Origin of the sequence: Pseudomonas sp. SK3(2021) (assembly GCF_016772375.1) — a bacterium.
Taxonomy (GTDB): Bacteria; Pseudomonadota; Gammaproteobacteria; order Pseudomonadales; family Pseudomonadaceae; genus Aquipseudomonas; species Aquipseudomonas chlororaphis_I.
The window spans coordinates 4,804,105-4,820,345 of sequence record NZ_CP061943.1 but is presented as its reverse complement, the minus strand read 5'-3'; the positions used below and the strand labels follow the sequence as shown (position 1 = coordinate 4,820,345).

Sequence of the window (16,241 nt, the reverse complement as noted above, 5' to 3'; positions counted from 1 at the left end):
ATGCATTAGGAGCAAGGCCGTGTTTAAGCGTCCAGTAATTGGTGTGCCATTTAACTATGACGAGAGCTGGATAGGCGGCACATATTACATAAAGAATCTCATTAGTTCTTTGAATGAGATTGCAGATAGTGAGAGGCCAGATGTTTGGATTATTAGTCACTCGAAAGAGTCTTTTGATTTTATTAGTGACAGTACTGGGTATCCCCGCCTGAACTGGATAAAGCCTGCCAATATAGCCAATATTGATGGCGGTATATCAAGGCGGACAAAATTGTTGTCTTGGTTGACCCCGCGGTTTTTCAAAAATCAAATGCGGTTCGATTTGGTATTCCCTTATCCAATCGATACGCGCATGCAGCAAACTGCTTGTTGGATACCCGATTTTCAAGACAAGCGCCTTCCTGATTTTTTTAATGCAGATGAGCTTGCAGCGCGGGATGCTCAGCACAGACAATACTTTCAAAACTATAAACATCTTGTTTTTAGCAGTGAAGCCGTTAAGGCGGATTTTAATGAGTTTTTTCCCGAGGCCAATGTTAATCAGTACGTGGTTAGATTCGCTACTTTTGAGGGTCGATCGGTAGAAAAGAGTAAGGCTGAGGTTTTGCAGAGATACAGATTGCCGGAAACTTTCTTTTATTGTCCCAATCAGTTCTGGATTCATAAGAATCACGAGGTCGTTATAGACGCTGTATGCTTACTTAAAAAGCGTGGAGTGAACGTAACGGTAGTATTCTCTGGTAAAGAGCATGATCACCGTGCTCCAGATCATACGTCTAGACTCAAAAGCAAGGTTGAAATGTTGGGGGTGGCTGACAACATTCGATTCTTAGGTTTCATTCCTAGGGATGATCAGATGGTTATATTTGAGGCAGCAACTTGCATTGTGCAACCTTCGTTGTTTGAAGGTTGGTCTACAGTGATTGAAGATGCAAAGTCCGTATCTCAATACGTGATTGCTTCAGCGATACCTGCCAATATTGAACAGGCTCAAAAAAACATTGATTTTTTTGAGCCCTATGATGCTGAACAGCTTTCCAAGCTGTTAGAAAAGTATTCGCAAGCTGAACCTCAGCGAGAAGAGTTGAACTACAAGGATGCCCAAGTAGAATTTGCGAACTCGTTCATGCGCCTTGTGTCGTCCGTTAAGGCTGCCAATAGCAAAAACTGAGATGTAATAATGTGCGAGAAAAAATTTTGAAGACTGGGTTGATGATAGGTGCTCGATCAATGCTCCATAATAGGAGTTTGATTTTTCAGATGACGCTGCGTGATATATCAATGCGTTATAAAAATTCTTTTTTTGGCGCGTTGTGGATTGTTGGGCAACCCCTATTGCAGTTGCTATTATATGGTTTTGTATTTCAAGTTGTTTTGAAATCAAGGTGGGGTATTCAGACTCCCTCCGGTGAAGATATTCCCTTTGGACTTTTATTGTTCTGCGGTATCTTGCTTCATGCTCTGTTAGCAGATACTTTGGTGCGGGCCCCATCTTTAATCATTAGTAATACTTCGTATGTAAAGCGCGTTATATTTCCGCTTGAGATCTTACCAGTGGTGAACGTCTTGAGTGCGGGAGTTGGTATCCTGTTTGGCCTTCTCATATTGATTGCTGGCGTCTTATATTCAACAGGGGCTGTTTCTTGGGGGATTTTGCTATTACCTATACCCATTGGCGGTTTGCTCATGTTCACCATTGGAGCTGGTTGGTTATTAGCGGCGATAGGAGTTTATTTTCGAGATCTTTCACAAATTACGACCAGTCTCGCCATGATTATGCTATTCACCGCTCCCATTTGTTATCCTGCCGAAATGGTACCTGAAGAGTTCAGATGGTTGATGAATATCAATCCATTAACAATTCCAGTGGAGACTGTTAGAGCTCTGGTGTTCGCTCATGATGCGGTCAATTGGCAAATTATGGGAGTTTATCTCGTCGTGGGTGCTTTAATGAGCGCATTTGGTTTTTTTATCTTCCACAGATTACGGGCGGGATTCGCTGATGTCCTCTGAAATCGCCATTAGTATCAACAATGTTTCTAAATTGTACGATATTTATAAAACGCCGATGCAGCGAATCAAGGGGTTGCTTTTTCCGCGCCTAAACAAGCGTAGTACGTATCAAGCGCTATATCCGCTGTCCTTTGATATTCAGCGTGGTCGTTTCTTTGGGATTATTGGTCAGAATGGCAGTGGTAAATCCACCCTTCTGCAGATTATAAGCGGCATTTTAATGCCTACCACAGGTCAGGTACAGGTCAAAGGCCGAATTGCAGCATTACTAGAGTTAGGCGCTGGGTTCAACCCGGAATTTACCGGTCGTGAAAACGCCAGGTTGAATGCTCAAATTTTAGGGGTCTCAGGAGTGAAATTTGACCAAGTATTTCCAGAGATCGAAGCTTTTGCAGATATTGGCGATTTTATAGACAGCCCGGTTAAGGCATATTCCAGTGGAATGTTTGTTCGACTGGCTTTCGCTGTGCAAGCCTGTATAGATCCGGATGTATTGATCGTCGACGAGGCCTTAGCTGTTGGGGATATTTTCTTCCGTTTGAAGTGTTATGAGCGGCTGGAAAGGCTCCGTGAGAAAGGCTGTACAGTTATACTTGTTACTCACAGTATGGATGATGTGATGCATTACTGTGATGAAGTGCTGCTTCTTCACAAGGGTGAAGCCCTCTTTATTGGTAACGCAGCGGAAGCGATCAACAAGTATTATGCACTGGGTCATGTAAGTGCAAAAAAATTGATCAACGAAGATGCTGCTCGGATGAATCAGGCGGCAAGTAACATGATAGATGATGAATCGGTTCATGATGCTAGCGCTTCTGACTTTATATGGCCTAATGGGACCACGGTTGATGTGCAAGGGCGAGAGCAAACAGGAGATGGTGCTGTTGTGTGTACTCGTATCGGATTGGCGAATGCTGAAGGTAAGGCCTGTCAAGTTTATCATCAATATAATACGATGAAGGTTCATGTTGAATTTAAGGTGCTGACCAACCTGGAGACTCCCGTCGTAGGATTTGTATTACGGACAGACAAGGGCGTCATCGTGCATGGGCGTAATACGGGGCAGTGCGGTTCTTTGGTGCCTGAGATGGTCCGGGCGGGGCAGCGGATACGAGCGACGTTTGATATTCCATTGGATTTTGCTTCTGGTGAGTACTTACTGGATGTTGGGTTTGCGACCTGGCCTAAACTCTTGCATGCTAATCTTGAGAAAGTATCAATGACAGAGATTGAGGCAGAGTCGATTAGGCACTGCGTTGTTTCGAATGTGGTCAGTTTCTCTATAGTGCCCACGGGGCATCTTGGGTTTAACGCTCAGCCATTTTACGGGCTTGCAAGTGTCAAGTCAGATGCTGTATTGATCGTTAGCGGTTAATGAGATAATAATTATGTCGCAACGTCAATCGCTGGGTGTGCTTGTGAGGCGTTTGTTTCATGTGAAGCTTGGGGTTTTGAAGCAGCATGCAGGTGAACTAATTACTCCGTCTGTATATTCTATAGATGCTGTTAAATGTCAAAGTATGCCTTTGATTTCGATAGTTGTCCCTTCGTTTAATCAGGGGCAGTATATAGGGCGAACATTGCAGAGTATTTTGAGTCAGTCGTACTCCAATATTGAAATCATTGTGCAAGATAATTGTTCGACTGACAGTACTTTGGATGTGGTCGCTTCTTTTGCGTCTGATAAAATTTCTTTTCATTCTGAAAAGGATAAAGGGCAGGCGGATGCGATAAATAGAGGATTTCAGAGAGCGTCAGGCGAGATCTTGTATTATTTGAATTCCGATGATGTGTTGCTGCCCAATTCATTGGAGTTTATTGTGCGCGAGTTTGAAGGAGACCCTTATATAGATTGTATATATGGTAATCGACTCATCATTGATGAGTGGGATCGCTTGGTCGGGCGATGGGTATTGCCCTATCATGATGAAAACTTGCTGCACGCAATAGACTACATTCCTCAGGAAACCCTATTCTGGAAGCGTTCACTTTGGACTCGCGCAGGTGGGCGTGTTGATGATACACTGTCATTTGCCTTAGATTGGGATATGTTGCTGTGTTTTGTGAAAAACAATGCACATTTTAGACATGTACCTTACTTTCTCGGTGCATTTCGTATTCACAGCGATCAAAAAACCACCAATCAGTACGAGAAAATCGGCCGTGCTGAAATGATGAAGATTAGGGCCCGATATCCGCGAGGTCTGCTGAGTCGATGGCTGATGCCTATCAGGCATCTATGCTTTTTACTAAGTCACATTCGCGCTGACAAGAAATTGATGAGCAATGTGTCTGATTGAACGTATAATATTTTGGAGAGTTATATGAAGGTTGCACTGATTACTGGTGTCACAGGTCAAGACGGCGCTTATCTGGCTGAGCTGCTTCTTGGGAAGGGATACGAAGTGCATGGTGTTAAAAGGCGGACGTCGCTTTTCAACACCGACCGTATCGATCATCTCTATCAAGATCCGCATATTAAAAATCGAAATTTCATCCTACACCACGGCGATCTAACCGATTCTACGAGTTTGATCCGCATCATCCAGCAAGTGCAGCCGGACGAAATTTATAATTTGGCAGCGCAGTCTCACGTAGCTGTCAGCTTCGAAGAGCCTGAGTATACTGCGAACTCGGACGCTTTGGGCGCTCTTCGTATTCTAGAAGCTATCCGTATTTTGGGATTGGAGAGAAAGACCAGATTCTATCAGGCTTCGACTTCCGAACTGTATGGTTTGGTCCAAGAGACTCCGCAGAAAGAAACCACTCCTTTTTACCCGCGTAGTCCTTATGCCGTCGCTAAACTTTATGCTTATTGGATTACTGTAAATTACCGTGAAGCGTATGGTATGTATGCTTGTAATGGTATTTTGTTTAACCATGAGTCACCTATTCGTGGCGAAACCTTTGTAACTCGTAAAATTACCCGTGCGCTAGCGCGTATCAAGCTCAATCTGCAGGATTGCTTGTACTTGGGCAACCTGGACGCCAAGCGGGATTGGGGGCATGCACGTGATTATGTCGAAATGCAGTGGCTTATGCTTCAGCAGGACGTTGCAGAAGATTTTGTGATTGCAACGGGTATTCAATACAGCGTCCGGGACTTTGTTGATGCTGCTGCTAAAGAGCTTGATATTGAAATCACTTGGAAGGGGCAAGGGGTCGACGAGAAGGGTTACGATGCAGCGGGCAAATGTATTGTAGAGGTGGATGCGCGTTATTTCCGCCCTGCGGAAGTTGAAACGCTGCTAGGTGATCCATCTAAGGCAAAGAATAAGCTGGGTTGGACTCCGAAAACGACTTTTGCTGAACTCGTTTCTGAAATGGTCAGAGAAGATTTGAAGGCAGCTGAGCGCGATGAGTTGGTTAAGCGTCACGGTTACAGCGCATTCAACTATCATGAGTGATTTCGATTATGCCGTATAATAGTAAAATTTATGTGGCGGGTCATCGCGGAATGGTTGGCTCAGCCATTCTGCGTGAGCTCAAGAGGCGCGGTTATAAGAATATCGTCGTTCGTGATAGGGCGGAGCTTGATTTGTGTGATCAGGTCTCTGTTCGAGATTTTTTCGCGATTGAGCGACCTGATCAGGTCTACCTTGCTGCGGCAAAAGTGGGGGGGATATATGCGAACAACACTTATCCCGCCGACTTTCTTTATCAAAATATTATGATTCAGGCCAACGTTATTCATGAGGCTTGGAGCAGCGGTGTACAGAAGTTGCTCTTTCTAGGGTCGAGCTGTATTTATCCTCGATTGGCGCAGCAGCCAATGACGGAAGATGCGCTCCTCACTAGTAAACTTGAAGAGACTAACGAAGCATACGCAATCGCGAAGATTGCCGGTATCAAGCTCTGTGAATCCTATAACCGTCAATATGGCGTAGATTATAGAAGCGTCATGCCAACAAATTTATATGGCCCGGGTGACAATTACCACTCTGAAAATAGCCATGTTATACCTGCACTTATACGCAAGTTTCATGAGGCCAAGGTTGCGGGTTCTCCTGCTGTTGTAATTTGGGGGAGCGGTACACCAAAGCGTGAGTTCCTATTCGTGGATGACATGGCGGAAGCAAGTGTCCACGTGATGGAGGCGACGTCGGATCTCTATGCCAGTGTTACAAAACCGACCCTCTCTCATATCAATGTCGGTTGCGGTACGGACATGACCATCCTTGAGTTGGCCCATCTTGTAGCCAAGGTTATTGGGTTCGATGGGCTTATTGAGCTTGATAGTAGTAAGCCCGATGGTACGCCCCGGAAGCTCATGGATATTTCGCGAATTAAAAGGCTGGGTTGGCAGCCTTCTATTGGGCTTGATCAAGGTTTGTCTATTGCTTATGCTGACTTTCTAAAAAGAGAGAAGGTAAAAGTTGACTGAAGCATTAGTTACGATTGCGGTACCTTCTTATAATCAGGGCAAGTATCTGGATGCTGCTCTGTTTTCGATTTTCTCTCAAAACTTGCCTGTCGAGGTGTTTGTCGCGGATGGTGGCTCGACAGATAACTCTGTCGAGATCATCAAGTCTTGGGAAGGAAGATTGGCTGGATGGAGGAGTTCGGCAGATGATGGCCAGGCTGCTGCTATTAACGAATGTATTAGCAAAGGCTCTGCTCCTTTTGTATGCTGGATTAATAGCGATGACTATTTTTTAGAGGGTGGCTTGGTCAGGCTAGTTAATGAACTGCTCACGAATGAAAGTACTCCTGCTGTGTACGGGCGTGCTTGGAATTTTCGTGAGAAGGACAACAAAAGAACGGCTATCTGGGTTGAAGAGTTCAGTGAGAAAAGGTTGGCAGTGCGCTGTATTATTTCGCAACCTGCTACCTTGATACGACGTCGAGCTTGGGATGCGGTTGGAGGGCTTGATATCTCTCGCCACATGGCCATGGACTATGACTTGTGGTGGAAGTTGTACCAAGTGGGAGGCCCATTGCATTTCCTTGATGAGTTTGTTGCCGTTAATCGGGATCATGGTGATACTAAAACTAACACCAGAAGGGTAGCTCATTATAGTGAGGCGATGGAGGTCGTTCGTAAGTACCATGGTAAGCTTCCGCTCAAGTGGTGGCTAATTCAACCTTACGCGGTATGGTTTAAGGCTCTTCTTAATAAAGTAGAAAGTAGAAAATGAAAGTTCTTCATGTCTTTAAAACGTATTTTCCCGATACTTTTGGTGGCATAGAGCAGTGTATCTATCAGCTTTGCAAGGGGGGGGGGGAATACGGTGTTGAGGGCCAGGTGCTCTGCGTTTCGACTCAGCGGTCTGGATCGCTTTTCTTCGAAGGGCATCGAGTTTTTTATGCCAAATCGAACTTCACTCTTCTATCAACTCCGTTTTCTCTTTCTATAATCCTTAGTTTGCGTAAGCTGGTGGCTCAGGTAGATATTGTGCATTATCATTTTCCATGGCCTTTCATGGATGTTGCTCACTTTCTTGTTCGGTGTGATAAGCCGGTTGTCATTTCATATCACTCGGATATCGTTAAACAGCGTTGGACGCTTGAGTTGTATCGCCCTTTGATGAACCGGTTCCTGTCTTCGGCATCCGCAATAGTCGCTTCATCACCTAATTATTTAGAAAGTAGCCCTGTTTTACAGAAGTATAAAGATAAGGTCTCGGTTATTCCGATCGGCTTGGATAAAAATAGTTTTCCGGTACCAACTCCAAAGAGAATGTTGTATTGGCGATCACGCCTTTCACCTCGGTTTTTTCTTTTTGTAGGTGTATTAAGATATTATAAAGGTTTACATACTTTGTTAGAAGCTGCAAAAAAATGTGGCTATCCTATCGTCATTGCGGGTTCGGGGCCAGAGGAGGAGCGCCTGAAGGAGCAGGTTATTGAGCTTGGTCTGGCTAATGTACTATTTGTTGGGCAAGTCAGTGATGAAGATAAGGTCGCACTTCTTACGCTTTGCACGGCGACTGTATTTCCGTCTCATCTTAGGTCCGAGGCATTCGGAATTTCATTGGTAGAGTCTGCAATGTATGCTAGGCCGATGATCTGTTGTGAGATTGGTACAGGGACGACGTATATAAATATCGATCAACTAACTGGATTTGTTGTGCCGCCCGAAGACTCTAATAGCTTGGCTATCGCCATGTGTAAGATGTGGGAGGACTCGGACGCTTGCTATGCGATGGGGCAGGCTGCTTTCATACGATATAAAGAAATGTTTACTTCGGAGAGTATGGCTAGGAGATATGCGGAATTGTACCGTGATTTACTGTGAGATACATGGCGTGGAACTTGCTTTTTATTATCTAGATGGTTTCGATTTTTCTTTTTTGTGAATTTTTAATGGTTTGGCTTTATACATGCAAATGAGGTATTTCAATCTTTAAGTGTAGAGCGGATTTTTGCCTGTTCCTCAGGAGTGTAAGTCAGCCCCTTTTTTAGATTAAAAAATCTGTGAAAGCGTAGGGCGTTGTTTATTAATCATGCTCATTCTGCAAGCTTCCATTTAAGATGTCCATTGAACGCTAAGTTCTCTTCTACTTGTATGTTGTTCTCTAAATAACTTTTCTACGATCTTGTCTATACGTCCTCTGCCATTCAGCGCTTGAGGGAGCGCTGACGAGTTTCCAAGAGATTGTCCTCGGCTCAGAAGAATAGGCGTACGCGATCCATTACCCTCGCATTCAAAGCCTCAAATTGAAATTCTTTTCTGGAGGCAGCCTGTAGCAATGTCGTTTTGATGCCATATTCCCAAAACCTGTGGACTTTCGAAAATCTATCGATGACCTCGTCACTTTGGTCGAGTTGGATATCAAGGTGACTGTGTTTGATGCCTTTTTTCGTCTTCCTCGACAAGGTACACAATTGAGTGAGGATATTGTATTGGGAGTGCAATAACTTCTGCCGTTGGCTCAAGCGTCTCGAATCTGAGCGCTTAAAAACGCTGCCCGATGCCATCGACGAGGCGATAGTCCTCTGTAAACGTTCCAGAATGTGAGGCCTCAGAAATGGGCGTTCTGGTCGTGAGCTCTGTCATGAAAACCAAAAGCGTCTTTATTCGGTAGTCCGTGAAGAGCTTAAAATCAACCGCTACGTAACATTTTAGTCTGTTCAAGTTACTGACGAGATAATTGACCTCGTTTACTATAACGAGGCTTTGCGCTGTGACCCGCTGGGAACGGAAAATTTCATTCGATCATAAAGTTATGATAAATTGTTTTTCAATGTCTGTTTTTGCAGGTTTGGATTTAGATGTCAAGAAAAATACTTGTAACTGGTGCAACGGGTTTTTTGGGGAAGGCCTTAATAAAGTGCTTCTATAATTTACCCAATACTTCGGTTGTCGCTCCACTCAGAAATATGGGCGATGATTTTCCGGAAGTGGTAAGTAAAATTTATATACCAAGTATTGATGATAGCACTGACTGGACGGAGTCTCTCTCAGGTGTAGATGTAGTTGTGCATGCGGCAGCTCGGGTTCATATCGCGGACGAAGATTCAGCGCAATCACTGGAAGAGTTTCGTGCTATAAATGTACAAGGGACGCTTAACTTAGCGCGTCAGGCCGTACAGGCAGGAGTAAGAAGATTTATCTTTATCAGTACAATAAAGGTAAATGGGGAAAATACACCACCTGGATGTGCATTTTTAGCCGACGATATTCCAAAGCCTGTGGGCCCCTATGCGATTTCCAAATACGAAGCAGAGCAAGGTCTGTTGAAGCTTGCTAATACAGGCGCAATGGAGATTGTGATAGTTCGCCCAGTACTTATTTATGGTGCAGGAGTGGGGGCAAATTTTCAACAAATGATGAACCTGCTGAAAAAAGGTGCTCCGCTACCATTTGGTGCAATATCTAATAGTCGAAGTTTTGTAGCATTGGAAAACGTAGTTGACCTGATAGAAACCTGCATTGATCATCCCTGTGCTGTTAACCAAATTTTCCTGGTGAGTGATGATAATGATCTTTCAACGACACAGTTGATGCGACGTCTTATCACTTACTTGGGGGTGAAAACCTGGCTCATACCTGTTCCCGTTGGATTATTAATATTTCTCGCGAGCCTGATGGGGCGTCGTTCAATAGCGCATCGTCTTTTTGGGTCTTTGCAGGTTGATATTAGCAAGAACCAACAGCTATTGGGCTGGACTCCTCCAGTCAGTCTTGATGACGCCTTGAGTCTGACGGTTCAACACTTTTTGGATGCTCGAAGATCATGAGTTATGTATGGTTCATTCCAGTCATTGGCGGCGTCTCTTTTTTACTGACCGCGGCATTGCGTAAATATGCGTTGTTCCGAAGCCTGATAGACATTCCCAATGCCCGAAGCTCTCATTCGGTTCCCACTCCACGGGGCGGTGGGGTGGCAATTGTTCTGGCTTTTCTGTTGGCATCGGGATTTTTGTTTTTTGCTGGGATCATTTCTTCGTCGGCTTTCCTAGCGATTGCCGGCGCGGGTGCTGCGATTGCGGTTATCGGCTTCATGGATGACCACGGGCATATTGCAGCCCGTTGGCGCTTGTTAGGTCACTTTGGAGCAGCAGGATGGTTGTTGTTCTGGCTAGGCGGCTTGCCTGCCATCGAGTTGTGGGGAGTCTCGTTCAATCTGGGATGGCTGGGTCACGTTCTGGCACTGTTTTATCTGGTCTGGTTACTCAATCTTTACAACTTCATGGATGGTATCGATGGTATCGCCAGCCTTGAAGCCATCTGTGTTTGCCTCGGCGCCTGTCTTCTCTACTGGATTGCCGGATTGGAGAGTTTGATCTGGGCCCCGTTGCTGCTGGCCGTTGCAGTTGTAGGCTTTCTTTGTTGGAACTTCCCACCCGCGCGGATTTTCATGGGGGATGCTGGCAGCGGGTTTCTCGGCATCGTTCTGGGCGGACTTTCTATGCAGGCGGCTTGGGCCAGTGCGCCAATGCTTTGGGCCTGGCTGATTTTGCTTGGGGTATTTATCGTCGATGCGACGTTCACGCTGTTTCGCCGATTGCTCAGGGGGGACAAGATCTATGAAGCGCATCGCAGTCATGCTTATCAGTTTGCCTTCCGCCACTTTGGCAAGCATCTGCCGGTTATCCTTGCTGTTGGCCTGATTAACCTATTCTGGTTATTGCCCATTGCTATCTGTGTAACACGTTATGGCTTGAACGGTGTCTTGGGCGTGATCTTGGCTTATGCGCCATTGCTCATGCTGGCGGTAAAATTTCGCGCCGGAACCCTGGAAGAATCGTCGCTGCAGGGCTGAGCAGCAATTCTGCCACTTAGGTTTTAAAGTAGCTGAGCCACATCTTTGAGGTTTCACTACGGTGATGAGACTATAGAAAGGGAGAAGACTGAGGTGTTTGAAGGGGTTATGGATAAAATCAGGGCGTATCTGGTAGGGCTCCCCCGTCGTCGAAAAAGATTGATACAAGTTGCCACGGACATCGTGTTGGTCTGGGTTGCCTTGTGGTTGGCCTTTATCGTGCGTCTGGGCATCGATGATATGTACAACCCTTTAAAAGCCCATTTCTGGTTGTTCGTTTGTGCTCCTGTAGTCGCCATTCCTCTGTTCATCCGATTCGGCATGTACCGAGCGGTGATGCGTTACTTCGGCAATGATGCCCTCATCGCAATCATCAAGGCGGTCAGCTTGTCTTCGCTGATCCTGGCGGTTGTTGTCTATTGGTACAGCAACCATGAAACGGTAGTGCCGCGCTCGATCATCTTCAACTACTGGTGGCTCAGCCTAGTGATCATTGGTGGCTTGCGCCTCTGCATGCGCCAATACTTCATGGGTGACTGGTTTACCGCAGCCCAACACGTGCCATTCACCAATCGCGACAACGGTCTGACCAAGGTCGCCATTTATGGGGCTGGCGTTGCAGGCAACCAGCTGGTTGCGGCACTGCGCATGGGGCGGGTAATGCGGCCCGTGGCCTTTGTCGATGATGATCCGAGCATCGCGGACCGCTCCATTTCCGGTCTTCAGGTTTACCAGCCCAAACACATCCAGCAGATGATCGACGTAACCGGCGCTCAAGAAATCCTGTTGGCATTGCCATCGTCGACTCGTGCACGGCGCCGGGAAATTCTCAATTTGCTTGAGGGCTTTCCGCTCCATGTGCGCAGTGTTCCAAACTTTACCGACCTGGCCAGCGGGCGTGTGAAGGTCGACGATATTCAGGAAGTCGATATCGCCGACTTGCTGGGACGCGACGCTGTACCTGCTCAGCCTGACCTTCTGGCCCGTTGTATCAAGGGCAAGACGGTTCTGGTGACCGGAGCGGGCGGTTCGATTGGCGCCGAACTCTGCCGGCAGATTTTTTCGTTGGGGCCGACCACACTCCTGCTATTCGATCACAGTGAGTTCAATCTCTACAACATCCTGTCGGAGCTTGAACAGCGTCTGGCTCGCGAGTCGTCGCCTGTTCGGTTGCTGCCCATTCTGGGCTCGATCCGCAATCCGCATAAACTGCAGGATGTGATGAAGACCTGGAATGTCGATACGGTCTATCACGCGGCGGCCTACAAGCATGTGCCTATGGTCGAGCACAATATTTCCGAAGGCGTCCTGAATAATGTGATGGGTACGCTCAACACTGCTCAGGCTGCATTACAGGCCGGTGTGGCCAACTTCGTGCTGATCTCGACTGACAAAGCGGTGCGCCCAACCAATGTAATGGGTAGCACCAAGCGTCTTGCCGAATTGACCCTGCAAGCCCTCAGTCGTGAAGTGGCCCCGGTCCTGTTCGGCGACAAGGCCAACGTATCTCGTGTCAACAAAACTCGTTTCACCATGGTGCGTTTTGGCAATGTGCTGGGGTCCTCTGGCTCGGTGATTCCGTTGTTCCACAGCCAGATCAAGTCGGGCGGCCCACTGACCGTTACCCATCCGAAGATCACTCGTTACTTCATGACCATTCCCGAGGCGGCGCAACTGGTGATTCAGGCCGGTTCCATGGGGCAGGGCGGCGATGTTTTCGTGCTGGACATGGGCGAGCCGGTGAGGATTGTCGAACTGGCGGAGAAGATGATTCATCTCTCCGGGTTGAGTATTCGTTCGGAGCGGAACCCCCAGGGCGACATCGCCATCGAGTTCACGGGCCTGCGTCCCGGTGAAAAGCTTTACGAAGAGTTACTGATTGGCGACAACGTTTCTGCTACTCAGCACCCGATGATCATGAGCGCCAATGAGGATCATCTGCCTTGGGACTTGCTGAAAGCCAAGCTGGCGGAATTGCTGGCGGCCGTTGAGCAGGATGACTATTCCAGGGTTCGGCAACTGCTGCGCGAGACTGTCAGCGGTTACACCCCGGATGGCGATATTGTCGACTGGATTTACCAGCAGCGTCGCCTCGAACCCTGAGTTTACATACGTTGTAACCCAGTCACTTTTGACTTGCCCGTGGCACCGCCTAGGTTTGGAGAGCAGCTTTGGAAAAGCTGCTTTCCCTAATCGATGCATGGAGTGTCACTTATGCGTATCGCTTTTTTCCCTTCTCTGGTCTTCGCTCTGATGGCCGGTCTTTCTTCCATTACCTACGCAGCACCTGCGGTCAATACCGATACCAAGGCTCCGGCAGTGACGCAGGTGGCCTCTTCGGAGCAGGCGGGCAAGATCGATCTGAACACTGCCGATGCCACGGCCTTGCAGCGTGAGCTGTCCGGCGTTGGGGCGGTCAAGGCGCAGGCGATCGTTAAATATCGTGAGAGCAACGGACCTTTTACCTCGGTGGACGAACTGCTCGAGGTCAAGGGAATCGGCAAGGCGATTCTGGAAAGCAACCGGGAAAAATTGAAGGTCAACTGACGCTTCAATTCATGCGCAAGGCCGATCACTGATCGGCCTTGCGTTTTTCAGGCCCGTAGTACACAGATCACCATAAACCAGATTGCGCCATTCAATGTCGTCTATCATCTCGATAGAATTATGATCGTAATATTTTGTTGAATTATGACTATAATCAAATCGCTTCCCAAGCTGCGTATCAATTCCTTGTCTTTCCCTTCTCAAGCACTTTTCTGGAGAGCCGTTATGAACTCGATTTCCCTCAAGGGGCTGGCACTTGTCACCGGTGCTTCATCTGGCATCGGTGCGGTTTACGCCGAGCGGCTGGCCGCTCGTGGTTACGATCTGTTGCTGGTTGCACGCGACGAGCAGCGCCTGCAAACCGCTGCTACTCGGCTGCGGGCCGAGCACAGGGTGCAGGTTGAAGTCTTGAAAGCCGATCTGACGCTCAAGGCCGATGTGCTGAAGGTCGAGCAGCGTTTGCGTTCCGACTCGAGCATCAGTCTGTTGCTGAACAATGCCGGAATCGCTGCCGACGGAAGCCTGGCCGTTGCCGACATGGATCAGTTGGAGGCAATGATTCAGTTGAATGTGGTTGCGCTCACTCGCCTGGCTGCCGCCGCTGCCGCCAGTTTTTCGGCGGCGGGAAGAGGAGCGATCATCAATATCGCTTCGGTGGTGGCGCTGATCCCCGAGCGCTTCAATGCGACCTACAGTGCGACCAAGGCCTATGTCCTGAGCCTGACTCAGTCGCTTGCTGCGGAACTGGACGGTAAAGGCGTGCAGGTCCAGGCAGTATTGCCCGGGGTGACCCGCACTGAGATCTGGGAGCGCTCGGGCATAGACGCCCAGGGGATTCCAGCCGAGATGATCATGGATGCCTCCGAGATGGTGGATGCGGCTCTGGCTGGTTTTGATCAGGGGGAGTTGATCACCATCCCCTCGTTACCTGACTCGGCTGATTGGGATGCCTTCGTGGCTGCGCGCTTTGCCCTGGGGCCCAACCTGTCGAAAAGCAGCGCGGCTGCTCGCTACAAATAACCATGCTGAGGCCGGAGGGTGGTGCGGATCACTCCGCCTGCCCATCCTGCTTTTTCAGGTGCTCGCGTGTTACCTCCAGTATCCGTTTGGCCAGCTCGGGGTTCTCGACACTGCGTGACAGCACCAGGGCCCCGACCATGGTCGACATGATCACCAGGCTCTGGTTGGCGGCATTTTCTCCCTCGAGATTGGCCTCTACCTGCGCGAGCCGGGCATTGAGCACCGCATCAGTGGTGGGGCTGGCTTGCCCGCGCAGGCCCAGTTCCGAAGACATGGTGGGCAGTGGGCAGCCTTGGCCGGGGGAGGTCTGATGCCCCTCGGACAGGTAGCTGTCGATAAAGGCCTGTAGCGGCTGTTCCTGGGCAAATAGCGTGGCGCAGTGGGCATCGAGTTCTTCCGCCGCAGCCAGCAAGGCTTTTTCGACCAGTTCGTCCTTGGATTTGAAATGCGAGTAGAAACCGCCATGGGTCAGGCCCAGGGCTTTCATCAGCGGTTGCAGGCCTGTCGCGCCGATGCCGTCGCGCCGAAAGCGCTCGGCGGCTTCCTTGATGATGCGTTGATGGGTTTGGGCTTTATGGTCTTGCGAGTAACGCATCGGGGAATTCTCCACAGCTAGGGAGTCATCTTACCCAAGGTTGGCGGGAGGGGGATTGCACTTTTAACCCCAGAAACCTCATTTTCCCCACTGAATGACTAGAAAGTCATGGTTTGCCAGTGAGTCAAATATCAGTTGGCATGAATAGTGATCATTGGATATCCATGGATTGTTCAACAATCGCAAGGCGATATTCATGAGCAACGTATTGTCCCTGGCCGATCAGATAACCCTCGAATTACGTGCCGATATTATCGGCGGTCGCCTGTTGCCGGGCATGGCTCTGGTGGAGGGCGATCTGGTGTCCGCCTATAACGCCTCGCGCAACACTATTCGCGAGGCCTTGCATCGTCTGGGGCAGGAAGGCCTGACCCGCTACGCACGCAACAAGGGCGTCACGGTGCGCAGGCTGGGGATCGATGAGGTGCGTGACCTGTTCCAGGTGCGCCGTACTCTGGAGTTACAGGCCATTGCCTCCAGTAAACCGCTACGCGACTACCAGTCCGATCGAATGCTCGAGGCCATCGAGGCCAGCGAACTCGCCCGCGAGCGCGAGGACTGGCGCTCGGTGGGCACACACAGTCTGGCCTTTCATCAACACATCGTCGGGCTGATGCGCAGCCCCTTGTTCGACGAGTTCTTCACCAACGTCGTGGCGCAGCTGCGCCTGGTGTTCTGTGCCGCCCCTGACGAGCAGCGTTTCCAGTCGCCCTGGCTGGCCCGGGACCGGCAGATCCATGACTTGCTCGCCGATGGCGACAAGCAGGCCGCTGGCGAGACCCTGGCGGTTTACCTGGACGATTCCGAACGGCTGCTGCTCGACATTCTCAGCCACTCTTCCCGCCACTGATCGAGGG

At 48.8% G+C, this 16,241-nt stretch carries 15 protein-coding genes; 14 read left to right on the top strand and 1 reads right to left on the bottom strand.

Annotation, left to right across the window (positions count from 1 at the left end; genetic code table 11):
• Positions 1-19 precede the first annotated feature (19 nt).
• The 13 genes from IF690_RS20990 to IF690_RS20930 all read left to right on the top strand — a co-directional run bounded on the left by IF690_RS20990 (position 20) and on the right by IF690_RS20930 (position 14,789).
• On the top strand, positions 20-1,171 hold the full coding sequence (locus IF690_RS20990) for a glycosyltransferase (RefSeq protein ID WP_202697220.1): 1,152 nt from the start codon (positions 20-22) through the stop codon (positions 1,169-1,171).
• Between the two features lie 89 nt (positions 1,172-1,260).
• Positions 1,261-2,013 (top strand): ABC transporter permease, encoded by a 753-nt coding sequence (locus IF690_RS20985; protein ID WP_202697219.1) that lies wholly within the window; start codon positions 1,261-1,263, stop codon positions 2,011-2,013.
• Positions 2,003-3,388 (top strand): ABC transporter ATP-binding protein, encoded by a 1,386-nt coding sequence (locus IF690_RS20980; RefSeq protein WP_202697218.1) that lies wholly within the window; start codon positions 2,003-2,005, stop codon positions 3,386-3,388. Before IF690_RS20985 ends, IF690_RS20980 begins: the two co-directional genes overlap by 11 nt.
• Before the next feature lie 13 nt (positions 3,389-3,401).
• Complete coding sequence (locus IF690_RS20975) at positions 3,402-4,313, top strand: glycosyltransferase family 2 protein (protein ID WP_202697217.1); 912 nt, start codon at positions 3,402-3,404, stop codon at positions 4,311-4,313.
• Between the two features lie 24 nt (positions 4,314-4,337).
• Positions 4,338-5,420, top strand: coding sequence for a GDP-mannose 4,6-dehydratase (gmd, locus tag IF690_RS20970; protein ID WP_202697216.1), 1,083 nt, complete (start codon positions 4,338-4,340; stop codon positions 5,418-5,420).
• Between the two features lie 8 nt (positions 5,421-5,428).
• Positions 5,429-6,397: a GDP-L-fucose synthase gene (gene fcl / locus IF690_RS20965; protein ID WP_202697215.1), complete on the top strand. Its 969-nt coding sequence runs from the start codon at positions 5,429-5,431 to the stop codon at positions 6,395-6,397.
• Positions 6,390-7,151 carry a glycosyltransferase family 2 protein gene (locus IF690_RS20960; protein ID WP_202697214.1) on the top strand — a complete coding sequence of 254 codons (762 nt, stop codon included), beginning with the start codon at positions 6,390-6,392 and terminating at the stop codon, positions 7,149-7,151. Before fcl ends, IF690_RS20960 begins: the two co-directional genes overlap by 8 nt.
• A complete protein-coding gene (locus IF690_RS20955; RefSeq protein WP_202697213.1) occupies positions 7,148-8,251 on the top strand; it encodes a glycosyltransferase in 1,104 nt (367 codons plus the stop codon). Before IF690_RS20960 ends, IF690_RS20955 begins: the two co-directional genes overlap by 4 nt.
• Positions 8,252-9,228: 977 nt before the next feature.
• Positions 9,229-10,197, top strand: a complete 969-nt coding sequence (locus IF690_RS20950; protein WP_202697212.1) for a UDP-glucose 4-epimerase family protein — start codon at positions 9,229-9,231, stop codon at positions 10,195-10,197.
• Complete coding sequence (locus IF690_RS20945) at positions 10,194-11,222, top strand: MraY family glycosyltransferase (RefSeq protein WP_202697211.1); 1,029 nt, start codon at positions 10,194-10,196, stop codon at positions 11,220-11,222. Before IF690_RS20950 ends, IF690_RS20945 begins: the two co-directional genes overlap by 4 nt.
• 108 nt (positions 11,223-11,330) lie before the next feature.
• Positions 11,331-13,325 (top strand): polysaccharide biosynthesis protein, encoded by a 1,995-nt coding sequence (locus IF690_RS20940; RefSeq protein WP_202697210.1) that lies wholly within the window; start codon positions 11,331-11,333, stop codon positions 13,323-13,325.
• A gap of 111 nt (positions 13,326-13,436) precedes the next feature.
• Positions 13,437-13,769, top strand: coding sequence for a ComEA family DNA-binding protein (locus IF690_RS20935; RefSeq protein WP_202697209.1), 333 nt, complete (start codon positions 13,437-13,439; stop codon positions 13,767-13,769).
• 225 nt (positions 13,770-13,994) lie between these two features.
• Positions 13,995-14,789, top strand: a complete 795-nt coding sequence (locus IF690_RS20930) for an SDR family NAD(P)-dependent oxidoreductase (protein ID WP_202697208.1) — start codon at positions 13,995-13,997, stop codon at positions 14,787-14,789.
• A gap of 28 nt (positions 14,790-14,817) precedes the next feature.
• Here the strand turns inward: IF690_RS20930 and IF690_RS20925 are convergent, their stop codons facing one another.
• Positions 14,818-15,384 carry a TetR/AcrR family transcriptional regulator gene (locus IF690_RS20925; protein WP_202697207.1) on the bottom strand — a complete coding sequence of 189 codons (567 nt, stop codon included), beginning with the start codon at positions 15,382-15,384 and terminating at the stop codon, positions 14,818-14,820.
• 196 nt (positions 15,385-15,580) lie between these two features.
• Between IF690_RS20925 and IF690_RS20920 the strand changes: the two genes are divergently transcribed.
• The gene (locus IF690_RS20920; RefSeq protein WP_202697206.1) at positions 15,581-16,234 is read left to right on the top strand and encodes a GntR family transcriptional regulator; all 654 of its coding nucleotides are present in this window, start codon (positions 15,581-15,583) and stop codon (positions 16,232-16,234) included.
• The last annotated feature ends 7 nt before the right edge of the window (positions 16,235-16,241 follow it).

Coding starts and splice junctions, on each gene's coding strand:
- IF690_RS20980 (WP_202697218.1), top strand. CDS start 2,003: ATGTCCTCTGAAATCGCCATTAGTATCAACAATGTTTCTAAATTGTAC.
- IF690_RS20925 (WP_202697207.1), bottom strand. CDS start 15,384: ATGCGTTACTCGCAAGACCATAAAGCCCAAACCCATCAACGCATCATC.
- fcl (WP_202697215.1), top strand. CDS start 5,429: ATGCCGTATAATAGTAAAATTTATGTGGCGGGTCATCGCGGAATGGTT.
- IF690_RS20945 (WP_202697211.1), top strand. CDS start 10,194: ATGAGTTATGTATGGTTCATTCCAGTCATTGGCGGCGTCTCTTTTTTA.
- IF690_RS20950 (WP_202697212.1), top strand. CDS start 9,229: ATGTCAAGAAAAATACTTGTAACTGGTGCAACGGGTTTTTTGGGGAAG.
- IF690_RS20975 (WP_202697217.1), top strand. CDS start 3,402: ATGTCGCAACGTCAATCGCTGGGTGTGCTTGTGAGGCGTTTGTTTCAT.
- IF690_RS20940 (WP_202697210.1), top strand. CDS start 11,331: ATGGATAAAATCAGGGCGTATCTGGTAGGGCTCCCCCGTCGTCGAAAA.
- IF690_RS20985 (WP_202697219.1), top strand. CDS start 1,261: ATGACGCTGCGTGATATATCAATGCGTTATAAAAATTCTTTTTTTGGC.
- IF690_RS20920 (WP_202697206.1), top strand. CDS start 15,581: ATGAGCAACGTATTGTCCCTGGCCGATCAGATAACCCTCGAATTACGT.
- IF690_RS20935 (WP_202697209.1), top strand. CDS start 13,437: ATGCGTATCGCTTTTTTCCCTTCTCTGGTCTTCGCTCTGATGGCCGGT.
- IF690_RS20955 (WP_202697213.1), top strand. CDS start 7,148: ATGAAAGTTCTTCATGTCTTTAAAACGTATTTTCCCGATACTTTTGGT.
- IF690_RS20930 (WP_202697208.1), top strand. CDS start 13,995: ATGAACTCGATTTCCCTCAAGGGGCTGGCACTTGTCACCGGTGCTTCA.
- gmd (WP_202697216.1), top strand. CDS start 4,338: ATGAAGGTTGCACTGATTACTGGTGTCACAGGTCAAGACGGCGCTTAT.